This window comes from Brucella pseudintermedia (assembly GCF_008932435.1).
GTDB classification, from domain to species: Bacteria; Pseudomonadota; Alphaproteobacteria; order Rhizobiales; family Rhizobiaceae; genus Brucella; species Brucella pseudintermedia.
Genome location: NZ_WBWE01000001.1, coordinates 302,137 through 318,118 on the forward strand (window position 1 = coordinate 302,137; position 15,982 = coordinate 318,118).

Consider the following 15,982-nt stretch of genomic DNA (forward strand, 5'->3'; position numbering starts at 1 on the left):
CGCGGCTTGTCAGCACTATATGCGATTTATAAGGCACTTCCGCCAGAGCGGTCACATATTGCGAGGTCCATATGAGCGTTGCCGTTACGCCTGAAACCGCCAATCCCGAACAGATAATCGCGGAGGCCGAGCGGGCGCTCGCAGATATTGCCCGCATCAAGGCAAGCGTCGGCACTGTGATCTTCGGTCAGGAAAACGTAATCGAGCGCACGCTGGTCGCCGTGCTTGCCGGTGGCCACGCGCTCCTCGTCGGCGTGCCGGGCCTTGCCAAGACCAAGCTGGTCGAAACGCTTGGAACCGTGCTTGGCCTTTCTGGCCAGCGCATCCAATTCACCCCCGACCTGATGCCCTCCGACATCATCGGCTCGGAAGTCATGGAGCAGGATGCCGACGGACGCCGCTCCTTCCGCTATCTGAAAGGCCCGATCTTCGCGCAGCTCCTGATGGCCGACGAGATCAACCGCGCCAGCCCCCGCACCCAGTCCGCGCTTTTGCAGGCCATGCAGGAATATCATGTGACGGTCGCAGGCCAGCGTTACGACTTGCCCGCACCGTTCCATGTCCTTGCAACGCAGAACCCGCTGGAGCAGGAAGGCACCTATCCGCTGCCGGAAGCCCAGCTCGACCGCTTTCTGATGCAGATCGACATTCTTTACCCAGAACTGGATGCGGAACGCCGCATTCTTCTGGAAACGACCGGCGTTTCCGAGGCAAAGGCCTATGAAATCATCAACGCCGAGCGGCTGATCGAAATGCAGACACTGGTGCGCCGGATGCCGGTGTCGGAAAGCGTCGTGGAAGCAATCCTGAAACTGGTCCGTTCCGCCAGACCGGATGCCGATAATGAGCACGCGAAGAAACATATCGCCTGGGGTCCCGGCCCGCGCGCCAGCCAGGCGCTGATGCTCTGTGCAAGGGCGCGCGCGCTTTATGAAGGCCGTCTCGCGCCTTCGGTGGATGACGTGAAGGCGCTGGCCGAGCCTGTCCTGCAGCACCGCATGGCGCTCAACTTCGCCGCGCGCGCCGATGGCATGCATATTCGTGACGTCATCGCCAATCTGGTAAAGGCTGCTGTCTGATGGTCATCGGCGCAGAAGTTTCCTCCGCAGATCGCAAGGATACGCTTGCCCGCGCCCGTGCGCGGGCAGCCGCCATCCCCGATCTGCTGGTGGAAGCGCAGCGCGTGGTCAACACCATCATGAACGGCTGGCACGGACGCCGCAAACGCGGCCCCGGTGAAAATTTCTGGCAGTTCCGTCCCTATGTCGAGGGCGAATCGCTCGCCCGCATCGACTGGCGGCGCTCCGCCCGCGACGACCACACCTATGTTCGCGACCGCGAATGGGAATCCGCCCATACGGTCTGGCTGTGGTGCGATTTTTCGCCTTCCATGCTCTATCGTTCGCAGTTGGCGCCGGTGTCCAAGGAAGCGCGTTCGCTGGTGCTGACGCTTGCTCTTGCCGAACTTCTGTCGCGTTCGGGCGAACGCATCGCCTTTCCGTCGCTGATCCAGCCCTTTTCGGCCCGCAACGGAGCCGAACGTCTGGCAGGCGCATTGATGCACGAAGCGCCTGCCGCCGCCTTGCCGGATATCGGCCAGATCCGCCGCTTTTCGGAAGTTGTGCTGGTCTCCGACTTTCTGCATCCGTTCGATCAACTGACCGATCTTCTCGACCGTCTGGCAAAGCGCGGCGTTCGCGCGCATCTGGTGGAAGTTGCCGATCCGGCGGAAGAAACATTCCCCTATTCCGGCCGCACCGAGTTCCGTGATCCCGAAACCGGCGCAACGCTCGTCGCCGGTCGGGCTGAAACCTATGCGGACGACTATCGCCGCCTCTACATCGCGCGGCGCGAGACCCTCATCGATTTCTGCAAGCGGCTTGGCTGGAGCTATACGGTCCACCGCACCGACAGGCCGACGGCGGAAGCGCTGGCGCGCCTGCATGATGCGCTGAGCGCGAGCGGGGGACTAGGCGCATGAACTTTCTGCCGCTCGCCTTCGGTTCGCCGCTGATCCTCGCCGGGCTGATCGCCTTGCCGGTCATCTGGTGGCTTTTGCGCATGACGCCGCCGCGCCCGCAGGAGGAAACCTTTCCGCCGCTGCGCATTCTGGCGCAGGTCTTCAAGCGCGAGGAAGTGCCGTCGAAAAGCCCATGGTGGATGACACTGCTGCGGCTGCTCATCGCGGCGCTCGTCATTCTGGCGCTCGCCTCGCCGGTCTGGAATCCGCGCCCGGTGGCGCTTGCCGGAAACGAGCCGCTCGCCATCGTCATCGATAATGGCTGGGCTTCCGCCGAGGATTGGCAGCAGCGGGTCAATGCCGCCGAAAAGCTCATTGCCGATGCGGAAGGCACCGGCGCGCCGATCTATCTCGCAGGCACGGCGGAACCGGCCAATGCCGAAATCGGCCCCTATGACGGCAGGCGCGCCGCCGAGCGATTGCAGGCGATGGAGCCGCGCCCTATTCCCGTCGACCGCAAGGCGGCGATGGAGCGGCTCTCATCCGCCTTGCCAGCCGGTGCCAAGGTTCGCCTCGCCTTCATGAGCGACGGGCTGGCTGCGATAAACGATGCGCAAACCTTCGCCGAACTGGACAAATCAGGCCATCTCGCCTCGGTTCTCTGGTATGGCGCGAGCCTCAGCCGCATCTTCGCGCTGACCGGCATCGATAACAAGGCCGACAGTCTGGAAGCCGTCGCCATCCGCCCGGAGGGCGTATCGGCGCCGCGCACGCTCACCGCAGCCGCCTATGACGACAAGGGACGCCGCATCGCCGAAGCGCCGCTTTCCTTCCCGCTTGGCAGCGCGGAAGGCACGGCGCGGTTCAGCCTGCCGGTGGAGCTTCGCAACGATTTCCGACTGATCCGTGTCGACGGCATCGAACAGGCGGGCGCGACAAGGCTGATCGATGCGGGATCGGAACGGCGCACGGTCGGCCTTATCGCCAGCGGTGACGGCGATCTGGCGCAGCCCCTGCTCTCGCCGCTGCACTATATTTCCCGGGCGCTCTCGCCCTATGTCAATCTGATCGAACCGCGCTCCGCCGATCTCACGCAATCCGTGCCGGAAGTGCTGGATGCAAAACCGTCGATCCTCATCATGGCCGATATCGGCACGCTGCCGCAGCCTGTCACCGAACAGCTTTCCAAGTGGATCGAGGATGGCGGCACGCTGGTGCGCTTCGCAGGACCCCGCCTTGCCGGCGCAAGCGACAATGATCCGCTTTTGCCGGTGAAACTGCGCAAGGGTGAACGCGCGCTCGGCGGAACATTGTCCTGGTCGGAGCCGCAGAAATTGCGCGCTTTCCCGGACAAGGGGCCATTCGCCAGCCTTGCCGTCCCCGATGATGTGACGGTCACGCGGCAGGTTCTTGCCGAACCTTCATTCGATCTCAACGACAAGGCTTATGCCGTTCTTCAGGACGGAACGCCGCTCGTGACCGGCGAACAGCGCGGCCGCGGCAATATCGTCCTGTTCCACATTTCGCCTGATGCAAGCTGGTCGAGCCTGCCGATTTCGGGTTCGTTCGTGGAAATGCTGCGCCGCATCGTGTCGCTTTCACAGAGAACCGGCGCGCAGGACAATCAGGCTTCGGTCTCGCTGCCCCCCTACCAGCTGCTTTCGGCTTCCGGCGCGCTGACCCCGCCGACTTCGGAGGCCAAGCCGCTGATCGTCGAAAAGAACAGGCAGGCGAGCGTCAGCATCAACACGCCGCCCGGTTTCTACGGCAACGAGGATGGCCTGAAAGCGCTCAACATTTTTGAAGGTGCCAATATCAAGCTGCAACCGATTGCCCAGCCTGCATTTTCCGTCGGCATAACGCCCGCTTCCTACACGTCCGACCAGTCGATTTCACTGGCGGGACCGTTCTTCGCTGCCGCCGCAATGCTGCTGGCGCTCGACACGCTTTTGATGCTGTGGCTGCGCGGTGCCTTCCGCCGCCGCATGAAAGTGCGCGCCAAGGCGGCTGGCATCGCCGTGCTGCTGGCAGGTTCGCTTGCTTTCAACCTTGGTCCGTCCGGAACCGGCGAAGCACGCGCCCAGACCCAGCCGCAACCGCAGGTGCACAACGACAGCAAGCCGGGCGACGAAGCGATCGTCAATTCCGTCTCGAAGACGCATCTTGCCTATGTCATCACCGGCAGCGCTGAGACCGACGACATCAGCAAGGCCGGGCTGCGCGGTTTAGGCTTCGTGCTGATGGACAAGACCGCGCTTGAACCGGGCGATCCGATCGGCGTTGATCCCGCCAAGGATGAACTGGCCTTTTATCCGCTGATCTACTGGCCTATCGACCCCAACGCGCCGATGCCAAGCCCGGAAGCAATTGCCAAGGTCGATGCCTATATGCAGCAGGGCGGCACCGTTCTTTTTGACACGCGCGACCAGTTGCAGGCAGGCGCCAGCCTCGACCCGTCCGCCTCACCAGCCAACCAGCGCCTGCGCGCCATCCTCGACGGCATGAATGTGCCGCCGCTGGAACCCGTGCCGGACGATCATGTGCTGACCAAATCCTTCTTCATCATGCCGGATTTTCCGGGCCGCTATGAAGGAAGCCCGCTCTGGGTCGAGGCCACCACGCCCAACGCTTCGCCGCAGGACCGCCCTGTCCGCACCGGTGACGGGGTGACGCCGATCATGATCACGGCCAATGATCTGGCCGGTGCGTGGGCTGTGGATGAGCAGGGGAACCCGCTGCTGCCGACCGTGCCGAACGATCCGATGCAGCGCATCTATGCCCTTCGCGGCGGCGTGAATATCGTCATGTATATGCTGACCGGCAACTACAAGTCCGATCAGGTGCATGTTCCGGCCCTCCTTGAACGGCTGGGGAATTAGAGCATGTTTCGGAAAAGTAGGAACCGGTCTTCCGGTAAAAACATGCTCAAACAGAAGAGAAGGAGGTGAGAATGAATATCGAATTCGAACCCTTCCTCTCCACGCCATGGCTGATTGCGGTACTCGTGCCGCTGGCGCTGTTGGTGCTTGCCACCATTTTCCTGCGGATGCGCGGCGGGCTGATCCGCCTGCTGGCCGCTGCCGCGCTTGCGCTGGCTCTTTTCAATCCGGTCGTCATCAATGAGGAACGCGAGCCGCTGAAAAGCGTGGTCTCGATAGTCGTGGATCGCAGCCAGAGCCAGGAACTGGGCAGCCGCCGCGCTGACACGGATGCTGCCCTGAAAGCGGTGCAGGACCAGCTTCCAACCATGCCGCAGTTTGAGACCCGCGTGGTGGAAGCGGGCAAGCCCGGCGAGAACGAGGACGGTTATGCAACCCGTCTTTTCGGCCCACTGGCGCGTTCGCTTCTCGACGTGCCGCCTTCCCGGGTCGCGGGCGCGATCCTGATCACCGACGGTCAGGTGCACGATATTCCGGCCAACAAGAATGCGCTTGGCTTCGATGCGCCGCTGCATGGGCTTGTGACCGGCAAGCCGGACGAATTCGACCGCCGCATCCGCTTCAACAAGGCGCCGCGCTACGGCATCAGCGGCAAGCCGCTGGAAATGTCGTTCACGGTGATCGATGAAGGCAAGAGCCTCGGCAGCTCTGCGCCGGTTCAGGTCCGCGTCAATGGCGAGACCGTCAGCGAGGAAGAAGCGCGGATCGGGCAGGAAACGCCTGTCACTATCACCTTGCCGCGCGCCGGTGTGAACATCGTCGAAATCACCACGCCTGCGCTTCCCGGTGAAGTGACCGACGCCAACAATCGCGCTGTCGCGACCGTGGACGGCGTTCGCGAAAACCTGCGCGTGCTGCTCGTCTCCGGCGAACCGCACAATGGCGAGCGCACATGGCGCAACCTGCTGAAATCCGACGCCGCCGTCGATCTCGTCCACTTCACCATTCTGCGCCCGCCGGAAAAGCAGGACGGCACCCCGATCAACGAATTGTCGCTGATCGTTTTCCCGACGCGTGAACTCTTCGTGGACAAGGTCAACGAATTCGACCTCATCATTCTCGACCGCTACCAGCACCGCGATGTGCTGCCGCTCCTCTATTACGATTACATTGCGCAATATGTGGAAAATGGCGGTGCGCTGCTGGTCGCAGCCGGGCCGGAATATGCGGGCGAAATGTCGATTGCCCGCACGCCGCTCTATAGCGCCCTGCCCGCTATGCCGACCGGCACAGTGACGGAAAAGGCCTTCTATCCGCGCTTGACCGATCTCGGCAAGCGCCACCCCGTCACGCGCGGCCTCGATGGCAGCGATCAGGAGCCGCCGCACTGGAGCCGCTGGTTCCGCACAATCGACATCACCGCGCCGCAGGGCGAAACGGTGATGAGCGGCGCGGACAACAAGCCGCTGCTGGTGTTGAGCCGCGTTGGAAAAGGCCGCGTCGGCATGTTCCTCTCCGATCAGGGCTGGCTGTGGGCGCGCGGTTTTGAGGGCGGCGGTCCCTACGCCTCGCTCTACCGGCGCATTGCCCACTGGCTGATGCAGGAGCCGGAGCTGGAGGAAGAAGCGCTGACCGCTTCCGGCAATGGCCGCACCCTTTCCATCCACCGCCAGACCATGGGCGACAATCCGGGTGCGGCGAGCGTTACCACCCCTTCCGGCAAGGAATTGCAGGTCAATCTGGCGCAAAGCAAGCCGGGCCTATTCGAAGGCGCGTTGCAGACGGACGAGATCGGCATTTTCCGGGTGAAGAATGGCGATCTGGAAGCGCTGGCCCATGTAGGGCCCATCGATGCGCCGGAATTTGCCGACAGCATTTCGACGGTGGATCGCCTGAAACCACTTGCCGAGGCGACGGGCGGCTCGGTCCATCGTGTCCATGCAAGCGGGAACAGCGCAGTCCGTGTACCCGCAATCACCGCCATCAGCGGCAACCGCGCCGCTGGCGGCAATGATTGGATCGGCTTGCGTGAGACTTCGGATACGCAACTGAAAAGCGTCAACCGCCTGCCGCTGTTCTCCGGCTTTCTGGCGCTGTCTGCCCTGCTTCTGGTCTTCGGCAGCATGTGGTATCGCGAAGGACGATAGTGTTCCCAGGAAATCAGTTCAAACGGACGGATTTCCAATCCCGCTTCTCTGCGTCCGGAAATGCGGCAAAAACAAACAGATAGAGCAGTTCCAGCGATTCCGTTAATACAGGAACCGTTCTGGCAAACACTGTTGCAAGTTCAATCTTGCCGCCTCACCCTTGGTATACTTTTTATATATAAGTAATAAATAAATATAAAGCAGACAAATACCAGTATATTTATAGTTTTTCACATTTTCGCCTTATATTTCCTATAATATATATTTGCATTACTTTAAGGATAATAGATATGATATACCATCCTCCCTCAAATACGCATGAATTTGCTAATCCCGCCTCGCAATTAATTGTTAATGTAAGCACTGGCAAATACGATACTGATATCGATCAGGCTTCGATTAACCGGATGAACAAAATAATTGCCGAGATCGGAAAACATAAAGACCTGAAAAACGGTAATTTAATAGATTTCATATCAAAACAGTTTCTGGGAACGCCCTATGTTGCAAATCGCCTCATCGGGTCGCAAACCACTCCTGAGCATCTTGTTATTGATTTGAATGCCCTGGATTGTTTTACTTATATTGATTATGTTGAAGCATTCAGGAGAGCAAAAAATGCATCGGATTTCATTCGGCAAGTCGCGCATGTCCGATACAAAAATGACACCGTCAGCTTTTTCAAACGTCGTCACTTTTTCTCAGATTGGGCTTACAGCAATCCAGTTCTCGTGAAAGACGTCGCCGCACAAATCAGTCCGAAAACACAAACCGTGAGAAAGAGACTGAATGAAAAAGCGCCTGGTGAAAAATACCTTCCGGGGATTCCCATTGTAACGAGAGATATAAAATATATCCCTTCTCAATATATAGACAACAACGTCATCAAGAATCTGCATGTCGGTGACTATATTGGCATATATAGCCCTGACCACGGCATGGACGTCACACATGTCGGGATTTATACCAAGGTCAATGGCGTGCCAACATTCCGCAATGCATCGTCGCTTCGCGCCAACATGAAGGTCGTCGACAGTCCCTTTATGGATTACGTGAAGAACAAGCCGGGAATTGTCGTATTCCGTATCTCAGGCTCCTGAACAGGAAGCCTGAAAGCGCCGACAAACAGTCAGGCCCGGTTCGCGTGGCGCACGATGCCGCCGACGCCATTGACCGCGCCCGGGTCAATGACTGGATCGGCTTGCGTGGGACTTCAGATACACAACTGAAAAGCGTCAATCGTCTGCCGCTGTTCTCCGGCTTTCCGGCGCTGTCTGCCCTGCTTCTGGTCTTCGGCAGCATGCGGTATCGCGAAGGACGATAGTGCCTCAGGAAATCAGTTCAAACGGACTGATTTCCAATCCCGCTTCTATGCGTCCGGAAATGCGGCAAAAACAAACAGATAGAGCATTTCCAGCGATTCCGTTAATACAGGAACCGTTCTGGCAAACACTGTTGCAAGTTCAACCTTGCGGTCATACCCTTGGTGTACTCTTATATATAAGTAATAAATATAAAGCATACAAACACCAGTATATGTAGACTTCTCCACATCTTCACCTTATACTTAGTATCATATATGTTTTTATTAATTTAAGGATAATAGATATGATATACCATCATCCACCACATATGCATGAATTTGCTAATCCTGCCTCGCAATTAATTGTTAATGTAAGCACCGGTAAATACGATACTGATATCGATCAGGCTTCGATTAACCGGATGAACAAAATAATTGCCGAGATCGGAAAACATAAAGACCTTAAAAATGGTGATTTAATAGATTTCATATCAAAGCAATTCTTGGGAACGCCTTATGGTTCACATCGCCGGATCGGGCGGCACGATACTCATGATTATCTTTTTATTGATCTGAATGGCCTGAATTGCCTTACTTATATTGAGTATGTTGAAGCATTCAGGAGAGCAAAAGATGCATCGGATTTCATTCGGCAAGTCGCGCATGTCCGATACAAGAATGACACCGTCAGCATTATCAAACGCCGTCACTTTTTCTCAGATTGGGCTTACAGCAATCCAGTTCTCGTGAACGACGTTGCCGCACAAGTCAGTCCGAACGCACAAACCGTGAACAAGAGACTGAATGAAAAAGGGCCTAGTGAAAGATATGTTTCCGGGATTCCCATTGTAACGAGAGATATAAAATATATCCCTTCTCAGTATATAGACAACGACGTCATCAATAACCTGCATGTCGGCGACTATATTGGCATATATAGCCCTGACTACGGCATGGACGTCACACATGTCGGGATTTATACCAAGGTCAATGGCGTGCCAACATTCCGTAATGCATCATCGCTTCGCGCCAACATGAAGGTCGTCGACAGTCCCTTTATGGATTACGTGAAGAACAAGCCGGGAATTGTCGTATTCCGTATTTCAGGCTCCTGAACAGGAAGCCTGAAAAGCGCCGACAAAACAGTCAGGCCCGGTTCGCGTGGCGCACGATGCCGCCGACGCCATTGACCGCGCCCGGGGCAAGTTCGCAGGCCAGCATCCGGCGAGGATCGACCGGTGCCGGCATGACCATGCAGCCGGGCGCCACCATCTTGAAGCCGAACGGCCCGTAGTAAGGCTCGTCTCCGACGAGGATGACGAGCTTGTGACCTGCCTTTTCGGCGGCTTCCAGTGACATGCGCATCAGCCTGCCGCCGATGCCCCGCTTCTTCCATTCCGGCCTGACGGCAAGCGGCCCCAGCAGGAGCGCGGGCGTCTTGCCGATGACAACCGGCGTCTGCCGCACCGAGCCGACGACGATGCCGCCCATCAGCGCCACGAAGGAAAGATCGAGCGCGTGTGGACCGCCCTCGCGGATGAAATGTGCGGCGCGTGTAAACCGCCCCGGTCCGAATGCTTCGGCATTGATGGCTTCGATTTCGATGTCGTGCGCCGGGCATTCCTGCGCATAGGTCAGTTCAAGCTGCTGCATGGGCTTAGATCGCAATTGGAGAAGTCGAGGACCGTCAGGTCAATGGAATGCATTCCGCGCGCTTTGGCGCGGTCCAAGTTTCATCGTCGGATGAAAAGCATTTCCATTACATCGTTCTCCTGTGCGGCCAGCAATCGGAATGACCGCAATTTGGAAGTTGCATTACACCAAAATGGACAGAGGTAAAACCATTTTTTTCAAAATGGCGGTTTCAACTGCTCTATTTGACACCGTTACGCACTGTTCACGGCTTGGAATGCTGCAAAATGGCGGCTGTCGCCCTATTTTCCTGCCAAAAGGAGAAATCGCATGGGACTTCTGGTCGATGGCAAATGGCACGATGTCTGGTATGACACCGATAGCACGAAAGGCCGCTTTGAACGGTCGAAATCGCAATTCCGCAACTGGGTAACAGCTGACGGCAGCCCCGGCCCGACGGGCGAAGGCGGCTTCAAGGCCGAGCCGGGCCGTTATCACCTCTATGTTTCCTACGCCTGCCCATGGGCACATCGCACGCTGATCTTCCGCGCGCTGAAAGGCTTGGAAGACGTGATTTCGGTCTCGGTGGTGGATTATCTGATGGCGGAGGAAGGCTGGACCTTCCACGGCACCACCGGCAGCACCGGCGACGGCCTCTACGGCGCAAAGCGCCTCTACGAGATTTATACCCGCGCCGATCCGCATTATTCCGGCCGCGTGACCGTGCCCGTGCTGTGGGACAAGCAGCGCCAGACGATCGTCTCCAACGAATCGTCGGAAATTATTCGCATGCTCAACACCGCCTTCAACGCGTTCGGCGATGCCTCGCTCGACTTCTACCCGGAAGCGCTGCGCGGCGAAATCGATGCGCTCAACGATTTCATCTATCCCAACATCAACAACGGGGTTTACCGCGCCGGTTTCGCCACGACGCAGGAGGCTTATGAAGAAGCATTCGGGCAACTCTTCACCGCACTGGATGCGCTTGAGGATCGCCTTTCCCGCCAGCGCTATCTGACCGGCAAACGCCTGACGGAAGCCGACTGGCGACTATTCACGACGCTGTTGCGCTTCGATCCGGTCTATGTCGGCCATTTCAAGTGCAACCTGCGCCGCCTTGCCGATTATCCGAACCTTTGGAACTACACGCGCGAGCTTTATCAGGTGCCGGGCGTGGCCGCGACCGTGAACATGGAACACATCAAGGGTCATTATTATCGCAGCCACAAGACGATCAATCCGACGGGCGTCGTGCCGCTTGGACCGGAAATCGACTTGTCCGCCCCGCATGACCGGGATCGCTTCCAATAGCACTTCCAACGGAAGTGCGAAGCGCCTGCGCGGTTCACTGGACTGATTTCTGATCCCGCTTCCACCCACTGCGCTTTTCCTGCAACAGTGCCGGAACAACATCAGCATTCTCTTAAATCTCTAGCGCCCCATTGATTTCGATCAATGGGGCGTTTCCTTGCGCGGTCCAGATTGGCGCATCACTACCACTCCCCCAAGACTTCAAGACTGACCACGACTTAAGGAGAGAGAGATGAACCGCTTCACGACAGCATTGCTGGCCGCTACCGCCCTCACTTTGGCCGCACCGGCGGCTTTTGCCGCGGACGCCATCGTAGCCCAGCCTGCGTCCGAAATTCAGGCCGTGCCGGAAGCCCTGTCGCCCTGGCAGATCCGTGTGCGCGCACTCGGCGTCGTTCCGCAGAATTCCGGCTATGTGAATGGCGTTTCCGGTTCGGATCTCGACTACTCCAAGTCGATCACGCCTGAACTCGACATCACCTACTATTTCACCGATAATTTCGCCGCCGAACTCATCCTCGGCACGACCTATGCCAATATCAACGGTGCGGGTTCAATCGACGGCCTGGGCAAGATCGGCAAGGCCTGGATTCTGCCTCCCACGCTGACGCTGCAATATCACTTCACCAATTTCGGCGCCTTCAAACCTTATGTCGGCGCGGGTGTGAACTACACGGTGTTCTACAATCAGGATGCGACCGGCGTCGAATATCTGAAGGTCAAGAACGCATTCGGCGGCGCGCTGCAGATCGGCTTCGATTACATGCTGAACGAACATTGGGGCGTCAACTTCGACGTCAAGAAGCTGTTCCTGGAGCCGAAATTCGACGCCACGCTGGTTGGCGGCACCGAGGTAAGCGGCAAGGCCAAGCTCAATCCGTGGCTAATCGGCACGGGTATCACCTACCGCTTCTAAACTTCAGACGCCACGGTGAAGGCGCGGCGGATGCGCCTTCACCAAACCGGCAGCGGCTCCAGGTCGTGAAGTGCTTCCTGAAGGCGCCGCTTGGTCGAGGGCGTGGTTCCCTCCGGCAGATTGTCGAGCGGAAAAAAACCGCATTCGGCAATTTCGCGGTCAGGCAAGCGCGGCTCTGTCTGCTCGAATTGCCTGCACACATAGAGCGCCACATGATCGCGCGGCGATGCATGGGCGTTCTTGTAAAGCGCGAAAAGCCGGGGGGAGCCTTTCAGCACAATATTGCATTCCTCGCGCAGTTCCTTTTCCAGTGTCTCCATAAAGGTCTCGCCACGTTCGACGCCGCCGCCCGGCAATTGCCATCCGGGTACATAGGTATGCCTTACCAGAAAAACTGAATTGGCCTTCTCATCGAACACAATAGCCCGCACTCCTAATGTCATTGGGCGTCGTAATAAAAAATATGTATGAAATATAAAATGTCGAAAGCGCATTCCGTCTCTCCGCGAAGCAATCTACTTCGTATTAATGCATCAATGTCATCAACAAAAAGTCGCTAAACAGGTTTTGATTTTAAACATTATCCAGTAAACGGGGCATAGGCTCAGGACCTGTTAATTTGCTGGAAATGGCACCCGAAATGACAAGAGCTGCTAGGAGAGACGCGAAGAACGGGGTGGTTTCCCCGGTCAAGCGGTTCGACGCAGCAGATCGCCAGTCCTTTCGGTGTCCGAAGGATGTGGTCCATCCGCCCGGCTACTTCGTCGAAGAGGCTCGAAAATGAACCACATTTCCTTCGCATCTTCTCCTCGTATCCAAACGGATGGCCTCACACCATTTCTATCAAATTAGCAGGTCCTGAGCCTTATGTTCCGTCTCGCCCACATATCCGATATTCACCTTTCACCGCTGCCGCGCGTGCGATACCGCGAATTGGCGTCGAAGCGCATTACCGGTTACATAAACTGGCTGCGCAATCGTAAAAATGCGATGCACGGAACCGTTCTGGACAGTCTCATTTCCGACATGCAAGCGCAGTCGCCGGATCATATCGCGGTCACGGGCGACCTCGTCAATCTGGCGCTCAATCTGGAAATCGACATCGCCCATGACTGGCTCACAAAATTAGGCAATTCGCACGATGTTTCGGTCGTTCCCGGCAATCATGACGCCTATGTGCCCGGCGCGCTCGACAAATCCTGCCGGAAATGGGAACCGTGGATGCGCGGCGATGGCATCGACAACCACGGCAACCGCCCGCAATTCCCCTATATGCGCGTGCGCGGTCCCGTTGCGCTAATCGGTGTTTCCTCAGCGCGCGCGACAGCGCCTTTCATGGCCAGCGGCGACTTCCGTTCAGCGCAGGGCAAGCGTCTGGCGGCCATGCTGGATGAAACCGGTGCCCGCGGGCTTTTTCGCATCGTCATGATCCATCATCCGCCGATCCATGGCGCGACGCCCGCGCATAAGCGTCTTTATGGCATTCGCCGCTTCCAGAAGATCATACGAAAACATGGCGCGGAACTCGTTCTCCATGGCCATACCCATCTTATCACGCATTACGAGATCGACGGGCCGAACGGCAAGGTTCCAGTCATCAGCGTACCATCTGCGAGCCAGAATTTTGGCGGTCACAAACCCGCTGCCCGTTATAACATATTCAATATCGACAAACGGTCGGAAGGCGGCTGGTCCTGCCTCATGGAAGAACACGGCGTTTCCGATGCCAGCGAGAAAATAACGAAGCTCAACGAGCGCGTTCTTTATTGATTCCACAACAAAAACGGCGCCGAAGCGCCGTTTTCATTTCATTTATGTTCGCTCACTTCCCGATAACGCGGTTGGCAGCCGAGACAATCGCTTCCAGTGAAGCGCTGACAATATTGTCATTGATGCCCGCGCCGAACAGCTTGCCGCCCGGATGAGCCATTTCGACATAGGATATAGCCGAAGCGTCCGAACCCTGCTGTAGCGAATGTTCGGAATAATCGACCACCGACATCTTTACGCCGAGATATTTGGACAGCGCATCGACAAAACCGTCGATCGGGCCGGTTCCCTTGCCCTCGATATTTTTTGTCACGCCGTTATCGGTGATTTCGGCGGTGAGAATGCGGCGGCCCTTCTGCTCGGGATCGGGCATGGTGTGATGATCGACGAACTTGATGCGTGCGCCGGGCTGGGTGACATAGAGCTTCTGAAACTCGTCGTGAATGCGCTTCGACGGCAGTTCCTTGCCTTCTTCATCGGTAATGTTCTGGATGATCTCGCGGAACTCGACTTGCAGGTTGCGCGGCAGGTTGAGGCCGTAATCGGCTTGCAGGATATAGGCGATGCCGCCCTTCCCCGACTGCGAATTGATGCGGATGATCGCTTCATAGGAGCGGCCCACATCCTGCGGGTCGATCGGCAGATAAGGCACTTCCCAGACCGGCGAATTGGCCGAACGGCGCGCCTTCATGCCCTTGTTGATCGCATCCTGATGCGATCCGGAGAAAGCCGTATAGACCAGTTCACCGACGTAAGGGTGACGCTCGGCAATCTTCAACTGGTTCGAATATTCATAGACTTCCTTCATCCGGTTGATGTCGGTGCAGTCCAGTTCGGGGTCCACGCCCTGCGTATACATGTTGAGCGCCAGCGTTACGATATCGACATTGCCGGTGCGCTCGCCATTGCCGAACAGCGTGCCTTCAACACGGTCGGCGCCCGCCATCAGGCCCAGCTCGGTAGCGGCGATGCCCGTGCCGCGATCATTATGCGGATGCAGCGAGATGATCAGGTTTTCGCGATTATCGAGATTGCGGCACATCCATTCGATCTGATCCGCATAGACGTTTGGCGTGTTCATTTCCACCGTCGAAGGCAGATTGACGATCAGCTTGTTGTCCGCCGTTGGCTTCACAATATCGATGACGGCATTGCAGATTTCCAATGCCACTTCCAGTTCAGTGCCGGTGAAGCTTTCCGGCGAATACTGGAAACGATAGCCGCCCCCTGTAGAATTGGCTGCCTTGGCGGCCATATCCATGATCATCTTTGCTGCATCGGTCGCGATCTGCTTGATACCGCCCACATCCTTGGCGAAGACCACGCGGCGCTGCAATTCACTGGTGGAATTGTAGAAATGGATGATCGGCGACTTCGCGCCTTCCAGCGCCTCGAAAGTCCGCGTGATCAGTTCGGGACGGCACTGGACCAGCACCTGCAAGTCCACTTCGTCCGGCACATCGCCATGCTCGATGGCCCAGCGGCAGAAGTCGAAATCCGTCTGCGAAGCGGAGGGAAAGCCGATTTCGATTTCCGGAAAGCCCATATCGACCAGCAGGCGGAACATGCGCTCCTTGCGGTCATGGCCCATCGGGTCGATCAGGGCCTGATTGCCGTCGCGCAGGTCGACCGAGCACCAGATCGGTGCCTTTTCAATGCGCTTGGACGGCCAGGTGCGATCATCGAGCCGGGGAGCTGGGAATGGCGAATATTTGGTGCCTGCAATCGGCATGCCCTTGCGGGCAGAGATGGACTTTGTTTGCGGCTTGGCTACGGACTGATTCATTTTCGTTTCCTCCCGGCTGTCGACGGATTAAGGCCGTCAAGCGCGGACAATATTGATCGATATAAGGGTTTTCTGGAAAGGAGCACGGGCCTGCGACCGGGGGATCGACCGCCGGACGCTCCTTTCAGCGAGCCCGGCGATCGCCGCTAAGGCCGAGGGTAAGAAGCGAGTTTAGAACGCAAACATCAACGCGCGCGCCGAAGGCGGCTGCGGAATGTTCCATGGATGTTGCGCTTTTGATCGTCATGGGAAAAGCTTTTACACGCGCGCTATCCGCC

Annotated in this window: 13 protein-coding genes; 10 read left to right on the plus strand and 3 right to left on the minus strand. The window is 57.5% G+C overall.

Features of this window, described 5'->3' with window-relative positions:
- Window positions 1-71 precede the first annotated feature (71 nt).
- The 7 genes from F9K78_RS01435 (at window position 72) to F9K78_RS01470 (ending at window position 9,404) form a co-directional block, all read left to right on the plus strand.
- Window positions 72-1,079, plus strand: a complete 1,008-nt coding sequence (locus F9K78_RS01435; RefSeq protein ID WP_121982480.1) for an AAA family ATPase — start codon at window positions 72-74, stop codon at window positions 1,077-1,079.
- Entirely contained in the window at window positions 1,079-1,981 is a 903-nt protein-coding gene (locus tag F9K78_RS01440; RefSeq protein WP_121985963.1) for a DUF58 domain-containing protein, read from the plus strand. The genes F9K78_RS01435 and F9K78_RS01440 overlap by 1 nt, the downstream gene beginning before the upstream one ends.
- Window positions 1,978-4,839, plus strand: a complete 2,862-nt coding sequence (locus tag F9K78_RS01445) for a DUF4159 domain-containing protein (RefSeq protein ID WP_151682031.1) — start codon at window positions 1,978-1,980, stop codon at window positions 4,837-4,839. Before F9K78_RS01440 ends, F9K78_RS01445 begins: the two co-directional genes overlap by 4 nt.
- A gap of 71 nt (window positions 4,840-4,910) precedes the next feature.
- Entirely contained in the window at window positions 4,911-6,986 is a 2,076-nt protein-coding gene (locus F9K78_RS01450; protein ID WP_121985961.1) for a hypothetical protein, read from the plus strand.
- A gap of 290 nt (window positions 6,987-7,276) precedes the next feature.
- The gene (locus tag F9K78_RS01455; protein WP_121985960.1) at window positions 7,277-8,086 is read left to right on the plus strand and encodes a DUF1460 domain-containing protein; all 810 of its coding nucleotides are present in this window, start codon (window positions 7,277-7,279) and stop codon (window positions 8,084-8,086) included.
- Between the two features lie 44 nt (window positions 8,087-8,130).
- Window positions 8,131-8,310: a hypothetical protein gene (locus F9K78_RS01460; RefSeq protein WP_121985959.1), complete on the plus strand. Its 180-nt coding sequence runs from the start codon at window positions 8,131-8,133 to the stop codon at window positions 8,308-8,310.
- A gap of 284 nt (window positions 8,311-8,594) precedes the next feature.
- Window positions 8,595-9,404: an N-acetylmuramoyl-L-alanine amidase-like domain-containing protein gene (locus F9K78_RS01470; RefSeq protein ID WP_121985958.1), complete on the plus strand. Its 810-nt coding sequence runs from the start codon at window positions 8,595-8,597 to the stop codon at window positions 9,402-9,404.
- Between the two features lie 31 nt (window positions 9,405-9,435).
- On the opposite strand, the gene F9K78_RS01475 is transcribed toward F9K78_RS01470, so the two are convergent.
- Complete coding sequence (locus F9K78_RS01475; RefSeq protein ID WP_121982434.1) at window positions 9,436-9,942, minus strand: GNAT family N-acetyltransferase; 507 nt, start codon at window positions 9,940-9,942, stop codon at window positions 9,436-9,438.
- 309 nt (window positions 9,943-10,251) lie between these two features.
- Here F9K78_RS01475 and F9K78_RS01480 point away from each other — a divergent pair, with 309 nt between their 5' ends.
- Together F9K78_RS01480 and F9K78_RS01485 are read left to right on the plus strand one after the other, a co-directional pair.
- Window positions 10,252-11,232 (plus strand): glutathione S-transferase family protein, encoded by a 981-nt coding sequence (locus F9K78_RS01480; protein ID WP_121985957.1) that lies wholly within the window; start codon window positions 10,252-10,254, stop codon window positions 11,230-11,232.
- A gap of 232 nt (window positions 11,233-11,464) precedes the next feature.
- On the plus strand, window positions 11,465-12,148 hold the full coding sequence (locus tag F9K78_RS01485) for an OmpW/AlkL family protein (RefSeq protein WP_121982432.1): 684 nt from the start codon (window positions 11,465-11,467) through the stop codon (window positions 12,146-12,148).
- 38 nt (window positions 12,149-12,186) lie between these two features.
- Here the strand turns inward: F9K78_RS01485 and F9K78_RS01490 are convergent, their stop codons facing one another.
- A complete protein-coding gene (locus tag F9K78_RS01490; RefSeq protein ID WP_121985956.1) occupies window positions 12,187-12,642 on the minus strand; it encodes an NUDIX domain-containing protein in 456 nt (151 codons plus the stop codon).
- Window positions 12,643-13,015: 373 nt separating this feature from the next.
- Here F9K78_RS01490 and F9K78_RS01495 point away from each other — a divergent pair, with 373 nt between their 5' ends.
- Window positions 13,016-13,918 carry a metallophosphoesterase family protein gene (locus tag F9K78_RS01495; RefSeq protein WP_121982430.1) on the plus strand — a complete coding sequence of 301 codons (903 nt, stop codon included), beginning with the start codon at window positions 13,016-13,018 and terminating at the stop codon, window positions 13,916-13,918.
- A gap of 52 nt (window positions 13,919-13,970) precedes the next feature.
- On the opposite strand, the gene leuA is transcribed toward F9K78_RS01495, so the two are convergent.
- Window positions 13,971-15,704 (minus strand): 2-isopropylmalate synthase, encoded by a 1,734-nt coding sequence (gene leuA / locus F9K78_RS01500; RefSeq protein ID WP_121985955.1) that lies wholly within the window; start codon window positions 15,702-15,704, stop codon window positions 13,971-13,973.
- Window positions 15,705-15,982 lie beyond the last annotated feature (278 nt).